The 15,624-nt window shown below is 33.8% G+C and carries 15 protein-coding genes; 9 read left to right on the top strand and 6 right to left on the bottom strand.

The genetic code is table 11. The features are described from left to right. Nucleotides 1-14 precede the first annotated feature (14 nt). On the bottom strand, nt 15-428 hold the full coding sequence (locus GQ40_RS04735) for a hypothetical protein (protein WP_047546214.1): 414 nt from the start codon (nt 426-428) through the stop codon (nt 15-17). A 151-nt stretch (nt 429-579) separates the two neighbouring features. Here GQ40_RS04735 and GQ40_RS04730 point away from each other — a divergent pair, with 151 nt between their 5' ends. Together GQ40_RS04730 and GQ40_RS04725 are read left to right on the top strand one after the other, a co-directional pair. Beyond that, nucleotides 580-1,464 carry a DUF72 domain-containing protein gene (locus tag GQ40_RS04730; protein WP_047546212.1) on the top strand — a complete coding sequence of 295 codons (885 nt, stop codon included), beginning with the start codon at nt 580-582 and terminating at the stop codon, nt 1,462-1,464. A gap of 36 nt (nt 1,465-1,500) precedes the next feature. After that, complete coding sequence (locus tag GQ40_RS04725; protein ID WP_047546210.1) at nt 1,501-1,884, top strand: acyl-CoA thioesterase; 384 nt, start codon at nt 1,501-1,503, stop codon at nt 1,882-1,884. Between the two features lie 9 nt (nt 1,885-1,893). On the opposite strand, the gene GQ40_RS04720 is transcribed toward GQ40_RS04725, so the two are convergent. The 5 genes from GQ40_RS04720 to hpf form a co-directional block, all read right to left on the bottom strand. Beyond that, nucleotides 1,894-3,126: a mechanosensitive ion channel family protein gene (locus GQ40_RS04720; RefSeq protein ID WP_047551466.1), complete on the bottom strand. Its 1,233-nt coding sequence runs from the start codon at nt 3,124-3,126 to the stop codon at nt 1,894-1,896. Further along, entirely contained in the window at nt 3,126-3,419 is a 294-nt protein-coding gene (locus tag GQ40_RS04715) for a DUF3817 domain-containing protein (protein ID WP_047546208.1), read from the bottom strand. The genes GQ40_RS04720 and GQ40_RS04715 overlap by 1 nt, the downstream gene beginning before the upstream one ends. A 44-nt stretch (nt 3,420-3,463) precedes the next feature. Then, entirely contained in the window at nt 3,464-5,632 is a 2,169-nt protein-coding gene (locus GQ40_RS04710) for a T9SS type A sorting domain-containing protein (RefSeq protein WP_047546206.1), read from the bottom strand. A 134-nt stretch (nt 5,633-5,766) separates the two neighbouring features. After that, nucleotides 5,767-6,591: a flagellar motor protein MotB gene (locus tag GQ40_RS04705; protein ID WP_047546204.1), complete on the bottom strand. Its 825-nt coding sequence runs from the start codon at nt 6,589-6,591 to the stop codon at nt 5,767-5,769. A gap of 152 nt (nt 6,592-6,743) precedes the next feature. After that, nucleotides 6,744-7,046 (bottom strand): ribosome hibernation-promoting factor, HPF/YfiA family, encoded by a 303-nt coding sequence (hpf, locus tag GQ40_RS04700; protein WP_047546201.1) that lies wholly within the window; start codon nt 7,044-7,046, stop codon nt 6,744-6,746. Between the two features lie 246 nt (nt 7,047-7,292). On the opposite strand from hpf, the gene GQ40_RS04695 reads away from it, so the two are divergent. The 7 genes from GQ40_RS04695 (at nt 7,293) to GQ40_RS04670 (ending at nt 15,562) form a co-directional block, all read left to right on the top strand. Next, nucleotides 7,293-9,095, top strand: coding sequence for an SLC13 family permease (locus GQ40_RS04695; RefSeq protein WP_047546199.1), 1,803 nt, complete (start codon nt 7,293-7,295; stop codon nt 9,093-9,095). Between the two features lie 10 nt (nt 9,096-9,105). Next, nucleotides 9,106-9,993 (top strand): mechanosensitive ion channel family protein, encoded by an 888-nt coding sequence (locus tag GQ40_RS04690; protein ID WP_052184150.1) that lies wholly within the window; start codon nt 9,106-9,108, stop codon nt 9,991-9,993. A gap of 46 nt (nt 9,994-10,039) precedes the next feature. After that, nucleotides 10,040-10,204, top strand: coding sequence for a hypothetical protein (locus tag GQ40_RS17555; protein WP_156115512.1), 165 nt, complete (start codon nt 10,040-10,042; stop codon nt 10,202-10,204). A 105-nt stretch (nt 10,205-10,309) separates the two neighbouring features. Continuing rightward, nucleotides 10,310-12,793 (top strand): zinc-dependent metalloprotease, encoded by a 2,484-nt coding sequence (locus GQ40_RS04685; protein ID WP_047546197.1) that lies wholly within the window; start codon nt 10,310-10,312, stop codon nt 12,791-12,793. 103 nt (nt 12,794-12,896) lie between these two features. Further along, nucleotides 12,897-13,622, top strand: a complete 726-nt coding sequence (locus GQ40_RS17025; protein WP_052184149.1) for a DUF6090 family protein — start codon at nt 12,897-12,899, stop codon at nt 13,620-13,622. Further along, a complete protein-coding gene (locus tag GQ40_RS04675; protein ID WP_047546195.1) occupies nt 13,606-14,316 on the top strand; it encodes a hypothetical protein in 711 nt (236 codons plus the stop codon). Before GQ40_RS17025 ends, GQ40_RS04675 begins: the two co-directional genes overlap by 17 nt. A 175-nt stretch (nt 14,317-14,491) precedes the next feature. After that, nucleotides 14,492-15,562, top strand: coding sequence for an alkene reductase (locus GQ40_RS04670; protein ID WP_047546193.1), 1,071 nt, complete (start codon nt 14,492-14,494; stop codon nt 15,560-15,562). Nucleotides 15,563-15,624: the final 62 nt, after the last annotated feature.

Below are 15,624 nucleotides of genomic sequence, written 5' to 3'. Positions count from 1 at the left end.
GGATTTTATCAAACTCATATAGCTGCTGCAAGTGGTTCTGTGAATAATTGAATATTGTTGACCAAACGTTCTTTTACAATATTCATCATACGTTTATTTAATGCTGAAGAATCTTTAATATAAATCTCATATTCCTCCACGGTAAATTGACCAATAACCATACCTTTTAAAGAATTTCTAAACTTCATATCCTTTTGGATAGCATTCTCAATGTATGATAACTGTTTTGGTAATGAAAGATCGAAAAACACATTTTTTCGCTTCGATATATAATTTCTAAACACCACAACCAATAAATGATTTTGCATTTTTATTATCGGTCTCAAAGTTGCATTTTGAAATTGTTCTCCATCACTCATACTGTCATTAACCAGGGCAGATGATATAACGGGACGTATAGATTTTAAGTTTGTAGATCGATCATTCATAGCTTTAAAATTTATTAAAAATACTAAGAAACTAAGGTTTTATAAAAGCTTCAGGTTTATGTTGTCAACGTTTTTATTAACAACTCAAAATAATAATTAGTATAGCAAATTATATATTCAAACATTCTATCTTTGAATAAAACCGAGAAAAATGAAATTTGGAAGTGTAGAAAATCCGCAAGATTTAGACTTGAGTCTGCCTCAAGATCATATGGATACAGCAAGAGTTTTAGACAAAGCAAAAGATGACAACATCCCAGAAATTTACGTTGGATGTGCAAAATGGAACAAAGCCGAATTAAAAGGCTTCTACCCAAGAGGTACAAAAGATGAACTAGCTTATTATTCTCAGCAATTTAATTCCATTGAGCTAAACGCGACATTTTATCGTGTTTTTCCTGCGGAACAATTTTCAAAATGGTATGATAAAACTCCAGATGGATTTAAGTTTTTTCCGAAGATACACCAAGAAATAAGTCATTGGAAACGTTTAGATGGAGTAAGTACCGTTCTAGATCATTACTTAACAAACGCGATTAATCTTAAAGAAAAATTAGGCACTATTTTTTTACAAATGCATTCTAATTTTGCACCCAAAGATTTTGATAGAGTGGTTCATTTTGTAGAAAATTGGCCAAAAGAAGTTGAATTAGCGATAGAATTTAGACATACAAGCTGGTACAATGATGAGGCTGTTGCAAATCAATTGTATGATTTGTTAGAAAAAAATAATATTTCAAACGTCATTGTTGATACCGCAGGAAGACGGGATTTAATCCACATGAGGCTCACAAACGCTACCGCTTTTGTAAGATATGTTGGCGCAAACCACGAAAGTGATTATAGTAGACTAGACGAGTGGGTAGAAAGAATAAAAGAGTGGAAGGAGCAAGGCATAAAAGAAATTGACTTTTTTATACATCAAAATATCGAAAAGGAATCCCCTTTACTATCTGCCTATTTTATTAAAAAAATAAATTCAGAATTAGGTTACGATCTTAAAATACCTAATGACGATAAGGATACCCTTTTCTAAATTTAAATTATTAATTTCCAATCTAACAATCTAACAATGAGATTTCATACAAGAAAATGGGTAAAACCCGAAGATTTAAATCCAAATCAAACCCTTTTTGGCGGACAGCTTTTAGCATGGATTGATGAAGAAGCAGCACTTTATACGATCATACAGCTAGAAAATTCAAAAATTGTAACCAAATATATGTCCGAAATCAACTTCATGGCATCTGCAAAACAAGGAGACATTATTGAAATTGGAATTGAGGTTTTAAAATTTGGTCGTTCATCACTAACCATGAAATGTGAGGTTAGAAACAAAATGACACGCGAAACTATTTTAACAGTAGATAATATAATTATGGTAAATCTTGGTGAAGACGGTAAACCAGCACCACATGGTAAAACTAAAGTAGAGTTTGTAAAAGATAGGCTTTAAAAATTATTTTTAAACCAGAGTACCAGCGTTTAGCTCGTAAATTTCCAAATCAAAATAAGTTACAGCAGCAAGCGCATGGTCAAAAATATCACTCATGATGTATTCATAGTTTTCCCAACGCTTATCACTACTAAAACAGTAGATTTCTAAAGGTAAACCTTGTGGAGTTGGAGCCAGTTGTCTAACCATAATAAACATTTCTTTGTTTACTGCGGAATGTTGCTCAATGTAAGTCTGCAAATATTTTCTAAATACTCCCAAGTTTGTCAAGTTGAGTCCATTTATTAAAACAGACTTGTCTTTATCTGAATTTAACTTGTCGATTTCCTTTTGTTTCGTATTAAGATAACTTGTGATGAGCTCAATTTTTTTAAGTTGTTCTATATGTTCACTATCAAGGTATTTGACGCTCTTAGCCTTTAGTAAGATGGAGCGCTTAATACGTCGTCCTCCAGAAGATGTCATACCTCGCCAATTCTTAAAAGAGTCTGAAATTAAGGCATAGGTAGGAATATGGGTTATGGTCATGTCAAAATTCTGTACCTGAACGGTAGACAAATTAATCTCGACCACATCACCATCTGCGCCATATTTTTCCATTGTTATCCAGTCACCAATTCTAACACTGTCGTTAATTGCAACTTGAATACTTGCAACGAAACCTAAAATAGTGTCCTTAAAAATCAATAATAAAATGGCTGACGCAGCACCAAGAGTAGTAAAGAATTTTAAAAATGACAAATTGATTAAGGTAGCGAGAATAGATGCAATACCAATAATCCATATAAATAGCATTACCACTTGAATGTAACTATCAATAGGCTTATCTCTTAATCTTGGAAGTGTTTTGAAATACGATTCAAAGGTTCTTAGAATACTTCTAATGATCCAGACGGTTAAAATAATTCCGTAGACTTTTAAAAGCATTACGATATAACCCTCAAATTGCGGAAAATCATAAAATACCCACGGAAAAAGTTTTATGGTCAAGACCAAAGGTATCAAATGGGCAATACGTCTTGGTGCACGATGATTGACTAATAGATCGTCAAAGTTAGTTTTTGTGGATTCAGATAATTTTCCGAAGAAATTAATAAGAACAATACGTGTAATGCGGTCTGCAATGTAAATAATAATAATTAATATGATCAATAGAGTGAACATATTAAAATATTTTGCAGACAACTCAGAAACTCCTATGGAAATAAAATAATCGTAAAAGAAACATTGTATTTTCTCCATCATTTTTTTCTAGGATTTAAGTACTTTTTCTCAATATAAAAAGTTCCAAACGGAATTATAGAGGCTGCGAGAACGATGAGAAGTGTTCTTGTGTTCCATTTTTTTTCTTGGCTTACCATAATTGCCATAACTATATAGGCTAGAAATAAAATACCATGAGGCATACCCAGCAATTTTACATAGGTTGGGTCGTTTCCAAAGTGTTTGATTGGTGTGGCAAGAAATAGTAAAAGCAAATAGGAGACACCCTCTAAAAGGGCTACTATTCTAAAGCTATTTAATAATGAAAGCATTTTTTAAATTTTATGCAAAATTATCATATGTAAATAACAATATACTAGTATTTAACTATTTTTTTGGTTGTTGTGCTTTTGTTGTTTTTATCTGTAAATTTTATAAAATATATAGAAGGCTTTAAATTATTAGTATGTATTATGTTTCTGTTCGATTCAATTTGAGACTTATTTACAAGCTTTCCATCGATAGTATAAATCTCAATATTATAGTCATTTTCTGTATTGATATTTAAAACGTCGGTAAATGGATTAGGATATACTTCTATAGATGTGGTTACTTGAATATCTTCGGTATGTAATGTTCCATTAAAATATTCTAAAGCCAGATTAAATGCGTCACCTCCAATTTTATCTCCAATAATTCTTCCTTTAATGTCATCAATAGGAGGGTGGATGCCTCCCCATATTCTCGACAAACTTGTCTGGTCTGATGCATCTCTATAAGTAGCCCATTGCAGAGTCATGTCACTTGTAGGTCCCACTTCAAAAAATAGAAAATCATTATTGGTGATTTCAAAGGTTCCCATTCCTCCTGGAAAAAAAGGATCACCAGTAAATTGTGTCAATACCTCTGCAGCAGCTCGAGAAAATGTAGAATGACCAGATAGGTATCCTCCAAAAGGAGGCGTCACAAACGTACCTCTTTGATATGGCCACCAATGTGTACCCATAATCCAATCTACTCCTGCGGTATCGGTTGTAGAATCATTGATAAAATCTGGACCTCTCCAAGATTTTATTTTTATTCGACCAATATGTTCGTCGTTTTCTCCACTTAGCGGATCATTAACATCTATCAATTCTATAAGTCCCTCAATTAAAGGTAAGCCATGAGGATCATAACTAGGTGACGACGCATCGCTACTTTGCCCTTTGCCAGCCATATATCTTATTGCTGAAATTGGCCTCAAATAGTCATAATAACCTTTGATGCCCCATGTATTTATTGCAACATCGTGCATTGCTCCTCCAAGCACTAAATAGGATTTTACGTCCCATTCTAAATTTGAAACGATATTACCAATTCCACCAATTTTTTTAACAACACTAGGTTGGTCACTTACATAATTTAATATTGTAAACCAATGTCCTGGAGGTGTTTCAGAGTCTGGCCCATCTGCCCAAAACTCTGCAAGAACTCTAGCATAATCTGATCTTTTTACTAATTGCGGAGTATAAGGTTGACCTGTTTTTGGGTTTAGCGAATGACCTGTACTGGCATCACCTCCGTTTGTAAAATCATAGAAAGATTGATATTCTTCAAAAGTTTCTGGTAAGTCACTTAAATCAAAATTCCCTATTGCTCCAGGAGATATGTCTATCATGGTCTCATCATTGGGGTCTAAATGTGAAGACCAAGAGGCCACAAGCGCAAAATGCCATTTAAATGGATCACTTATGCCATCTTCATTGGAATTTTGAATGTAAACTGGTGGACCAGGATCATTATAAACATAGCTTTCAAAGCCATTGTTTAGTATTTGTAGATCTTCCGAAGATAATGAAAAAGGAATTACGCTTCCCCATTCTGGACTTAGAAAAGATGGTGTATTTAAAGGATACTCGTTACCACTTTGATCAACGTAAACATCAAAGGCTAAAGGTTGCCATCTATCTGGATCTATATCATTGGTTTCGTAATAATTTTCAAGAATTAATGGCGGATTTGAAGGAGAATAAAATTGGTTAGAATAATTAGATTGTTCGTTTGAATTATCTTGAAATCCAAATTGAATCATTTCATTTGCCATGTAATTTCCTAAAGCTGCGTAAGAATTACTACTATAATCCAATGATGTGAAATTTGGATCATAACCAAATGATGTAAAGAGAGTTTCAAACTCATCTAATGTATCAGTCCCTCCAGGTGAATTTTGAAACCTATGGTTTAAAAGTCTAAAAATTGCATAACTTATAATTTCGTGTCTTGCAGAATCAACATCTGTTGGTGTTGAAATACCGTTAAAGTCACAAGTATAACCTCCAAAATTTTTACCAAGAAAAACAGTATTGGCTTGACTATCAAAAAGGGCCCAAGCATCATACATTAATACTGAAGAATGAAACAAATTCCTAGCATGAACAGTTGGTCTAGCAAAGTCAGATCTTATCGCTGATAATATCATTTCGTTCCATTCTCTGGCAACACTTTGCTGGGATTGGGCATAAGAACTAAAAACAAATAAAATGATAATTGTAATTTTCTTCATAGGCTTTTTAAGAAATAATTAACACAAATGTAGAAAAAATTTCGAAATACCTTATAAACAAAAAAAAGACCGTTGTTTCCAACGGTCTTCTCACGGATTAATTAACCACAAATTTACTATAGGTTAAGTAATTTTTAGTTTGATGACATCATCGCAAAAAACTTATCTATGTTTGGTAAAATCACGATTCGTGTTCTACGGTTTTTTGATCTGTTGTCACTCGTATCATTATCTGTTAATGGCTTATAGAAACTACGACCAGCAGCAATCAATTGCTCTGGAGCAACATTATATTCGTCTTGTAATTTTCTAACTACAGATGTCGCTCTAAGCACACTTAAGTCCCAGTTGTCTTTTACAGCAGCATTGTTTTTCATTAACTTGTTATCTGTATGACCCTCAACCATTACATCAAGGCTTTCTTCAGAATTAATAACATTTGCTATTTTTTGTAAAATATCATTTGCTTTATTACTGATTTTATAACTTCCTGAGTTGAATAGCATTTTATCAGAGATAGAGATCATAACTACTGTTTCTTCTATGTTGATTGCTATGTCTTCATCCTCTTCAATGTTTTCCATTGATGATTTTAGATTGAATTGCATCGCTAAGTTCATAGAATCCTTTAAAGTTTTTGCTGTTGCCATGTATGCTGGCGGGACATTCTTTAAAGATTCGCGCATTGCTTTTTTCTGATTTTCAGAAATAACAACACCATCTACAGAAACTAATTGTGCATTATTTTCGTCTGTGAGTTCGTTGATTTTAGAATTGTAACTATCAACACGTTCTTGAATTCTCGCGAATTTGTTTTCTAGCTCTTCTTTTTCAACTTTTGTTTTGGTAAGCTCACTTTTTAATTCACCATTATCTTGTTCTAAGGCAACGTATTTCTTTTTAGATACACATGCTGTTAAAAATAATGCTGTTAATGCAATTATTGAAATTCGTCTCATACTATTTACTTGTTTTAATTATATATTGGTTTTCGTTATATGTACGGTATCAATTCACTTATGGACTATAATGTTAAAATATTATGATTTCTTTAAGATTTATAAATCTCTTGAAAAATCAGTCAGTAAATTGATAAAGAGAAAATTAGTCTTTAATGACTTTTCATTTTATCTTTTCTCTTTTTAAGTTGTCTATTGAGTTCATTTATTGTTTCAGAAATGGCATCCCTAAAGTTATCATGAGAAGATTCGGCAAACAGGCGAGGGCCAGGTGCGCTCAATCTAATTCCGCAAATCATACCAGTTTCGTCACTTGATGTGTTTTCAGTTTTAAAAAAAACATCTGCTCTAATAACAAACTCATATTTATTAAATAAGGATTCTAATTTTTCATTGGCAAATGCTTCTAAACTTTCACTTGCGGTTACATCGTTATATTCAAATATTGTCTTCATAATTTTCTTGGATTTTTTATTAATAATAAAGGTACACAAGACCGATTGCACTTTGTAACTGCATCCTTTAATTTGTTAACGCATATCAACAAGCTTGTGACATATGCTCTGTTTTTTAGGAAAAAACCTTTTTCTAAAAGTATTTATAACACTTTTAGAAAAAGGTTTGACTGTATTTCGTAAATTGAACTATTGGCATAATGGAGTATCATCTTTTTCATTACATTTAATTTCTAACCCACAATAATGGAGCTACAAATAATTCTCGTTTTTTTAGTCATTGGTATTTCGGTCATATTATTCATAACGGAATTTATGCCTATTGATAAAATTGCATTTTTTATCATAGTCTCTCTAATATTACTAGGGTTAACCTCACCAGAAGAAGCTATCAGCGGTTTTTCAAATCCTGCAGCAATAACGGTTTTAATGTTGATGATCATCGCCATTGGGCTGGAAGATAATGGAGTCATACAGCTACTTAGTGATTCTATTAAGAAATTAAGCTTTTTACCACTAATTGTTATGGTGCCCGTATTTATGCTGGTATCTGCCTCAATATCGTCGTTTATAAGTACAACTGCTGTTGTGGTTGTGTTCTTAAAGATCATCGCGCAACTTTCAGAAAAATATAATTTCTCGGCTCCTAAATTACTTATGCCAATTTCTTTTGCAGGAATTCTTGGCGGTAGTTGTACCTTGATGGGTACGTCAACCAACTTATTGGTTAACTCTGTTGCAGGTGATTTGGGTGTTGAGCGTTTTACCTTTTTTGAATTTTCTTACTACGGAATAATTATGCTCGCGGTTGGAATCGTATTTATGACCATAGCCAGTCGTTGGTTACCAAAACGCGGAGGTGATAAATTACAGAATTACAAAGAATCCTCAGATTTTTTATTCACGCTCACCATTAAGCCAGAATCTAAGTTTGTTGGTAAAGCGTTTTCTGAAGTTCCTTTTTACCACAACCCAAATATCGCGGTTCTAAAACTCATTAGGGATAGAAAAGTGAATACAGCTCCAGGAAAAAACACGACATTGAGAGTGAACGATGAGTTGGTTTTGGTGAGTGATATTCAGGATTTTTCATTGATATCCAAAGAGGATTTCGAGTTGTCATTAAATAGCGATGAAATAGAAAATGACCAAGTCAAGGATAAAAATCTAAAAAACACCTATGTGGAGCTATTGATTCTTCCAGGATCAGAATTCATTGACAAATCACTACAGGATATTAAAATATTACTGAACGCGGTAGGTAATCCTATTGGGATTCAGAAGAAAAAAATGCTGAACATAGATAAGCATTTATACTTGCCAAAAGCCATAAAAAAAATGTATATTAAAGCAGGTGATCGTGTTTTGATACAAATTGAGAAGACAAAGCTAGATTCGATTTATGATTATAAAAACGTTGTCGTACTAAGAAAGCACGAAGATAATTTTACTGTAAATCGCTATAAACAATTATGGTGCATTTTTACTATAATTTCTGTTGTAGTATTGGCAGCAACAGGCGTACTTTCAATTTTGTCCAGTACAATTGCAGGAGTAGGTGCATTATTGTTAGGTAACTGTATCAATCTCACAAAAATTTATAAACGCGTAAACTGGCAAATATTCTTTTTACTTGCAGGCATGATTCCGTTAGGAATTGCAATGAGCAATACGGGAACAGATGCCTGGATTTCAAAACAACTCATCCAATTGCTTGATGGTCAAAACAGTATAATTGCTTTAGGATCATTATTCGCAATCACGATGTTGATGAGTGGCTTTATTTCTAACAACGCTACAGCTGTGATAATCACACCAATTGCAATTGCATTGGCTGCTGGTTTGAGTTTACCGGTAAAACCTTTTATCTTAGCGGTCATGTTTGGCGCTAATTTTAGCTTTTTCACGCCAATGGGCTATCAAACCAATACATTGATTTACGGTACTGGTCTCTATCGTTTTAAGCATTTTGTTATAATTGGAGGAATGCTCTCCATCATATTATTAATCGTTGGTACATTTTTGCTATCAACCATGTTAAACAACTAAACATTAAACTATGTCATACTTTATGGAAATTGGAAACTATGTAGATAAACTCTACGAAAAACTTGAAGGCTGGAGCGAAGCCATTATACTTAGACTACCAAATCTGGTATTGGCCATATTGGTTATTGTCTTATTTTATTTTATCTCAAAAGGGGTGAAATCTATATTGAAAAAGATCTTGTTGAAGAGAATGAGCAATGCGTCGGTAAGGCAAATTATCATAAAATTAGTGTCTATGCTAATTGTTCTTATAGGGTTTTTTATCGCACTTGGCGTTTTAGATCTCGATAAAGCATTAACTTCAATACTGGCAGGAGCAGGAGTAGTGGCATTGGCTATTGGTCTAGCGTTACAAGGCACATTAAACAATACATTCTCTGGTGTGCTTTTATCGTTTCTGCCAAGAATAAGAATCAATGATTATATAGAAACATCCAGTCACAAAGGTTTTGTTGAAGAAATCTCTCTTCGGAATTTCGTATTGAGACAACCCGATAACCAGATAGTAGTGATGCCAAACTCAATGATAATTGATGAGCCATTTACTAATTATTCTCTGACCGATAGAGGACGAATCACGGTAAATTGCGGAGTTGGTTACGGTTCAAAACTAAGAAACGTAAAAGAAATGGTCACAAAATTAATGGAAGAAAATTTTCCGCAGAAAGAAGGGGAGAAAGTAGAATTCTATTGGTTGGAGTTTGGAGATAGTTCTATAAATTTCATGACACGTTTTTATATAGATTATACAAAACCCGGTCAATTTTTTGATAGGCAAAGTGAGGCAATCATGCTTATTAAAGAAGAATTTGATAAAAATGGTATCAATATTCCTTTTCCAATACGTACGCTTATGATGGATACACCTGTACATTTGGCAAAAGATAAGAACGACTAATTTCTTCGGAAATGTTAATACTTCAAAATTTAAAAAACAAAATACAATGAGTGATAAAGACGAAAATAAAAAAAAGGAACACGCAGATTTTCAGGATAAATATAGAAAATCATCAAATTTTCCAAGTTTGAATGAAAAAGAAGCGGAAAAACTAAAACCTAAAGGTGGTGGTGATCTAAAAGTTAAAGATTCAAAATCTAAAGAAGCTTAACTGTCAAGGATCACATATAATTTGTAAATTAACGACGTCAAATCCTGACGTCGTTTTTTATTTCTGAAAAACCACAATACATAAAAACCTCAAACCATTCTAAAAATGAAAAAATCAATTCTGTACTTTTTAATTTTACTCTTTAGTTTAGCGCCAAATCTCCATCAAGCACAGTCAAAGTCTAAGAAACGCTCAAAAAAAGATAAAACCGAAACTGTAGATTCTAAAACAACTCCAAAGAAGAATGAAGGCAAAATAAAACCCTATGATAAGGTTATAACAAAAGATGCGATTACAGATGAGGGTTTATTTAAAGTCCATAAAATAGGAGAGAAGTACTATTTTGAGATCCCTCATGAACATTTACAAAAAGACATGCTTCTAGTGAGCAGAATAGCAAAATTACCAGCAAACTTAGGTGGTGGTTACATCAATGCTGGAACAAAAACTGGTGAACGCTTGGTGGCTTGGGAGCGTTTTGACAATAAAATATTAATAAAAGAGCGCTCTTATAATGCTGTGGCAGATGAGGAATTGCCAATAAGTATATCGGTTAAATCCAATAATTACGATCCCACGTTATTTGCTTTTGATATAGCTGCATTTAGTAAAGATTCTACAGCAACAGTTATTGATGTTACGAAATTCTATAACTCAGATGTAAAGGCTATAAGCGGACTTTCAGGACGTTTACGCACCAGTTATAAAGTAAAAAATCTAGATGCTTCCCGAAGTTTTATCAACGAAATGAAGAGTTTTCCGCAGAATATAGAAGTGATTCAGGATATGACCTATAACGCCTCAAATCCTCCATCTGCGGAATCTGCGGAAACAATAAGCTTGCAAATGAACCAATCTATGATTTTATTGCCAGAAGAGCCAATGCAACCGCGATTTGCAGACGAACGCGTGGGATGGTTTACATTTAGCCAAGTAGATTACGGTAGTGAAAAATTAAAGGCAGATACAAAAACGTATATCCGCAGATGGCGATTAGAACCAAAAGATCCAGAAGCCTATGCAAGAGGAGAATTGGTCGAACCAGTTAAACCTATTGTTTACTATCTCGATCCTGCAACGCCAGAGAATTTACGCAAATATATTAAGCAAGGTATCGAGCTTTGGCAAGGTCCTTTTGAAACCGCAGGATTTAAGAATGCAATCATCGCTAAAGATCCTCCAACAAAAGAAGAAGATCCAGACTTTAGCCCAGAAGACATACGCTATTCTGTAATAAGATACGTAGCTAGTGAAACCCGTAATGCGATTGGACCAAGTGTTTCAGATCCTAGAAGTGGTGAAATTATTGAAAGTGATATTATTTGGTACCATAACCATTTACGCTCATACAGAAATCGCTATCTGTTAGAAACAGGAGCAGCCAATCCAAATGCAAGAACGTTAGACACACCATCTGAAGATATCGGTGAAATGATGAAAATGGTGATTGCTCATGAGGTTGGACATGCGTTGGGTTTACCTCATAACATGAGCGCCAGTAAGGCTTATAGTGTAGAAGATTATAGAAATGGAGCGTTTACCCAAGAATTTGGGATTGCCTCCACAATTATGGATTATGCTCGTTATAACTACATTGCTCAGCCAGGAGACGAAAATATTAGGTTTATTAGACAGATTGGACCCTATGATCATTATGCTATAAATTGGGGTTACAGAGCAATACCCAATGCTAATTCTGCCGATTCAGAGCGTAATACACTTGATAAATGGATAATGGATAAAGCAGGAGACCCTAAATATGTCTTCGGAAAGCAAAGCAGTAGATTTGATCCTACCTCGCAAACAGAAGATATTGGAAACGATGCCATTAAAGCGTCTGATTACGCGCTTAAAAACCTCAAATATGTAACACAGCAATTACCACAATGGACGAGTAGCCAAACTAATGATTATGATGATTTAGAAGAATTATACGGTGAACTATTAGGTTGTTATAATCGATACGTTGGACATGTTTTAGGTAACATTGGTGGTGTTGAAGAACATTTAATTACACCAAGCCAAGGTGGTATTGCTTATGAAGCTGTACCTAAACAAACACAGCAGCAATCTATGCAATGGTTGCATGATAACGCATTTGAAACACCTAATTGGTTAATGGATAAGTCATTACTCCAAAATATAGACTATAATGGTTATACGGAACGTTTAAGACGTTTACAGAGCAGATATCTAGAGGCTCTTTTAAGCTTTGACAAATTAGGTCGCTTAATAGATCATGAAACTGTAGATGCTACCAATTATAGTGCTTTATCAATGATTCAGGATTTACGCAAAGGCGTTTTTTCCGAAGTAAACAGTACAAAGAATGTTGATGTTTACAGAAGGAATCTACAACGTGCTTTTGTAGATCGTATGGGATATTTAATGACCGAAGATCTAGAATCCAATAGGAGAGGGGATTACTTTAATGTGTCACAGTCGGATATTAGAGCCATTGTTAGAGGTGAATTAAATAACTTAAAACGTCAAGTTGCAACTGCTGGCAATAGAGAAATCAATACCGTTTCTAAATACCATTATAAGGATTTGGTAGAACGTATTGAAGATATCTTAGATCCTGAGTGATGCATGTTTCCGAAGTCAAATAAATTTAAAACACCTTTTTCTTCTTTACGAAAAGGTGTTTTTTTATTGTTTATATTTGAGAAACCAACCCATAGAATCTTGTATGAAGTTTTTTAATAAAAAGCGGTTTTTACTGTTTAGAGGCACTCGGTTTCAGAAGTATATCACTTATGCTCTCGGAGAAATAATATTAGTGGTTTGCGGTATTTTAATAGCTCTGGCAATTAATAACTGGAGACAAACTAAAGCTGATGACAGGGAGCTGGAACGGATTATATCTGTAGTAAAAGCAGATTTAAAAAATGATTTGAAAGAGACTAAAGTAATTATAGACTCGTCTACTGCATCTTACAAATTAACAGCAAAAATACTCTTAGACGATAATTTTAAGGACTCCTTAAGAGATTGTTACGATTGCAGATATATTATTAACGAAGCTATTCCTGTCAATTTGCATAGAAAGGGCTACAACTTATTGGTAGGCTTCAATAAAGACTCAAAAAATAATTCTGCCATTAAAGATTCTCTACTGGCTTTCTATAGTTTGTATAAGTTAGAAGATTTCAAGCTTCTCAATGATCTCGTTGTTGATGAAGTCATTGATAATTTCAAATATATGAGAGATCATTTTGATTGGTTTTCAAATTACCAATTACAAGGAGTTTGTGAAGAAGACTGTCTAGATTATTTTTCAAGTCAAACCTATATTAACCGATTGACTTATTTTGACCTCATGGCAAACGATAACTATTTGTTAGCAATTTCACATTATAGAGGCGAACTAAAAAAAGTTTTAAATTATTTAGATTCAAATGAAACTATTCCATAAAAAGCGCTTTCAATTGTTAAGAGGAACAAGATTAAGTAAATACTTAACCTACGCTTTTGGAGAAATACTTCTTGTAATTATAGGGATTTTAATTGCGCTAGGTATCAATAATTGGAATAACAATAGACAACTCACCAAAATAAACAATGAGCTTTCCCAAAAAGTAATTAAACAAATGGACCGAGATATTCAAAAAGCGTTAGCATTTCAAAACGATCTGGATACCATTCAAAATATCTATTTAAAAGTATTAGATAGGGATTACGATCAATCTAAAGTCAAAATGAACTCTATGGTAAGCACTTTGTTATTTGACGTTTATGATCTACCGCTAGACCAAACTGTAATAAATTTAATTGATAACGCAACATTAGACAATAGCGAACAATCCAAGCAACTCACTGCTATAAGTAGTATGTACAAATTGTACGCAAAAAATATCAATGATATCGAAAAAATCATCTATGAAAAGCTAACGTCTAATTTATCTGAAATTGAAAAAACTCAAGATTGGTACGTTGAATTAATTACAGATTACAAATGTAAAAACGACTGTATTCGATATTTAGGTAGTGACACCTTCAAATCCCAAATAGCCTCGTTACGATTTTTGTACGTTAATCTCTATGGAGATTTGGCAAATGGCTTCAAAAATGACCTAAAAGCGTATAAGTTACGACTAGAAGAATTATAATTTTTTTTTATTCTGAATACAGATAAACCTAAAACGCTGTTCTCGATACAAGTTAACTTTTAAAGCATTGAAGTCAACAAACAGCACGCAAAACCAGTATCTTTAAATGCAGTTGATAACGTATCGTTTTTCAACTGAAAATTGAAAAAGATAACAAACCAAAAAAAAGAAAACTATGAGCATATTTGATGCATTCACATTAGGCAAACTTAAACTAAAAAATAAAATAGTCATGGCTCCAATGACCAGATCGAGAGCTATTGACAATGTTCCAAACGATTTGATGGCCAAGTATTACGGGCAACGCGCTTCAGCAGGTCTTATTATTTCTGAAGGAACGTCACCATCGGTAAACGGGATTGGATATCCTAGAATTCCTGGTGCTTACAGTCCTGCGCAGATAGAAGGGTGGAAGCAAATTGCTGAAACCGTTCATGAAAAAGGAGGGAAGTTCTTTGTGCAATTAATGCATTGCGGACGTATTTGTGCTTCGGAAAATGTACCACAAGGTGGAGAGGTCATCGCACCAAGTGCAGTACATGCAGCAGGAGAGATGTACACCGATTCTAAAGGATTGGTTGCTCATGAAACGCCAAGAGCTATGACTAAAGAAGATATCATAAAAGCACAAAACGAATACGTTAACTGTTCTAGATTATTGGTGGAGCGTGCAGGCGTTGATGGGATTGAGTTACATAGTGCCAATGGGTACTTGATGGACCAGTTTTTGAATCCTAAATCAAATCTAAGAGACGATGAATATGGTGGTAATTTTGAAAACAGAGCGCGCTTTGTTTTAGAAACTGCTAAAAAAGTAGTAGATGCCATTGGAGCAGATAAAGTAGGAATACGATTTTCACCTTACGGTGCCATGAACGATGTTGAGCATAACTACGATGATCTGGTAGAATTGTACACGCATCTTGCAGTAAAACTAAAAGAATTAGGAATCTTATATATCCATATTGTAGATCATACAGGATCTATGGGAGCACCAGATTTTAAGACCGAAATCAAAGGTACGATCAAAGGTGCTTTTGCTGGACCAATTATAACTGGAGGCGATATTGATTCTAAAAAGGATGCAGAGCAAGTGCTTGAAGACGGATTTGACTTAGCTTACATGGGAAGACCATTTATAAGTAATCCAGATTTGGTAGATAAATTGAAGAATGATAAAGAGTTAACCGAGCCTAAGCAAGATTTATTCTATACACCAGGAAAAGAAGGTTATACAGACTATTAAACATTAAAACTTATAGTTCGTACGACTTTAAAAATAAAAAGCTCATCATAATAACTATGATG

The sequence above is a fragment of the Psychroserpens sp. Hel_I_66 genome, assembly GCF_000799465.1.
GTDB lineage: Bacteria > Bacteroidota > Bacteroidia > Flavobacteriales > Flavobacteriaceae > Psychroserpens.
Note: the sequence above shows the minus strand (reverse complement) of the source record. Positions and strands in the feature narration are given on the sequence as shown.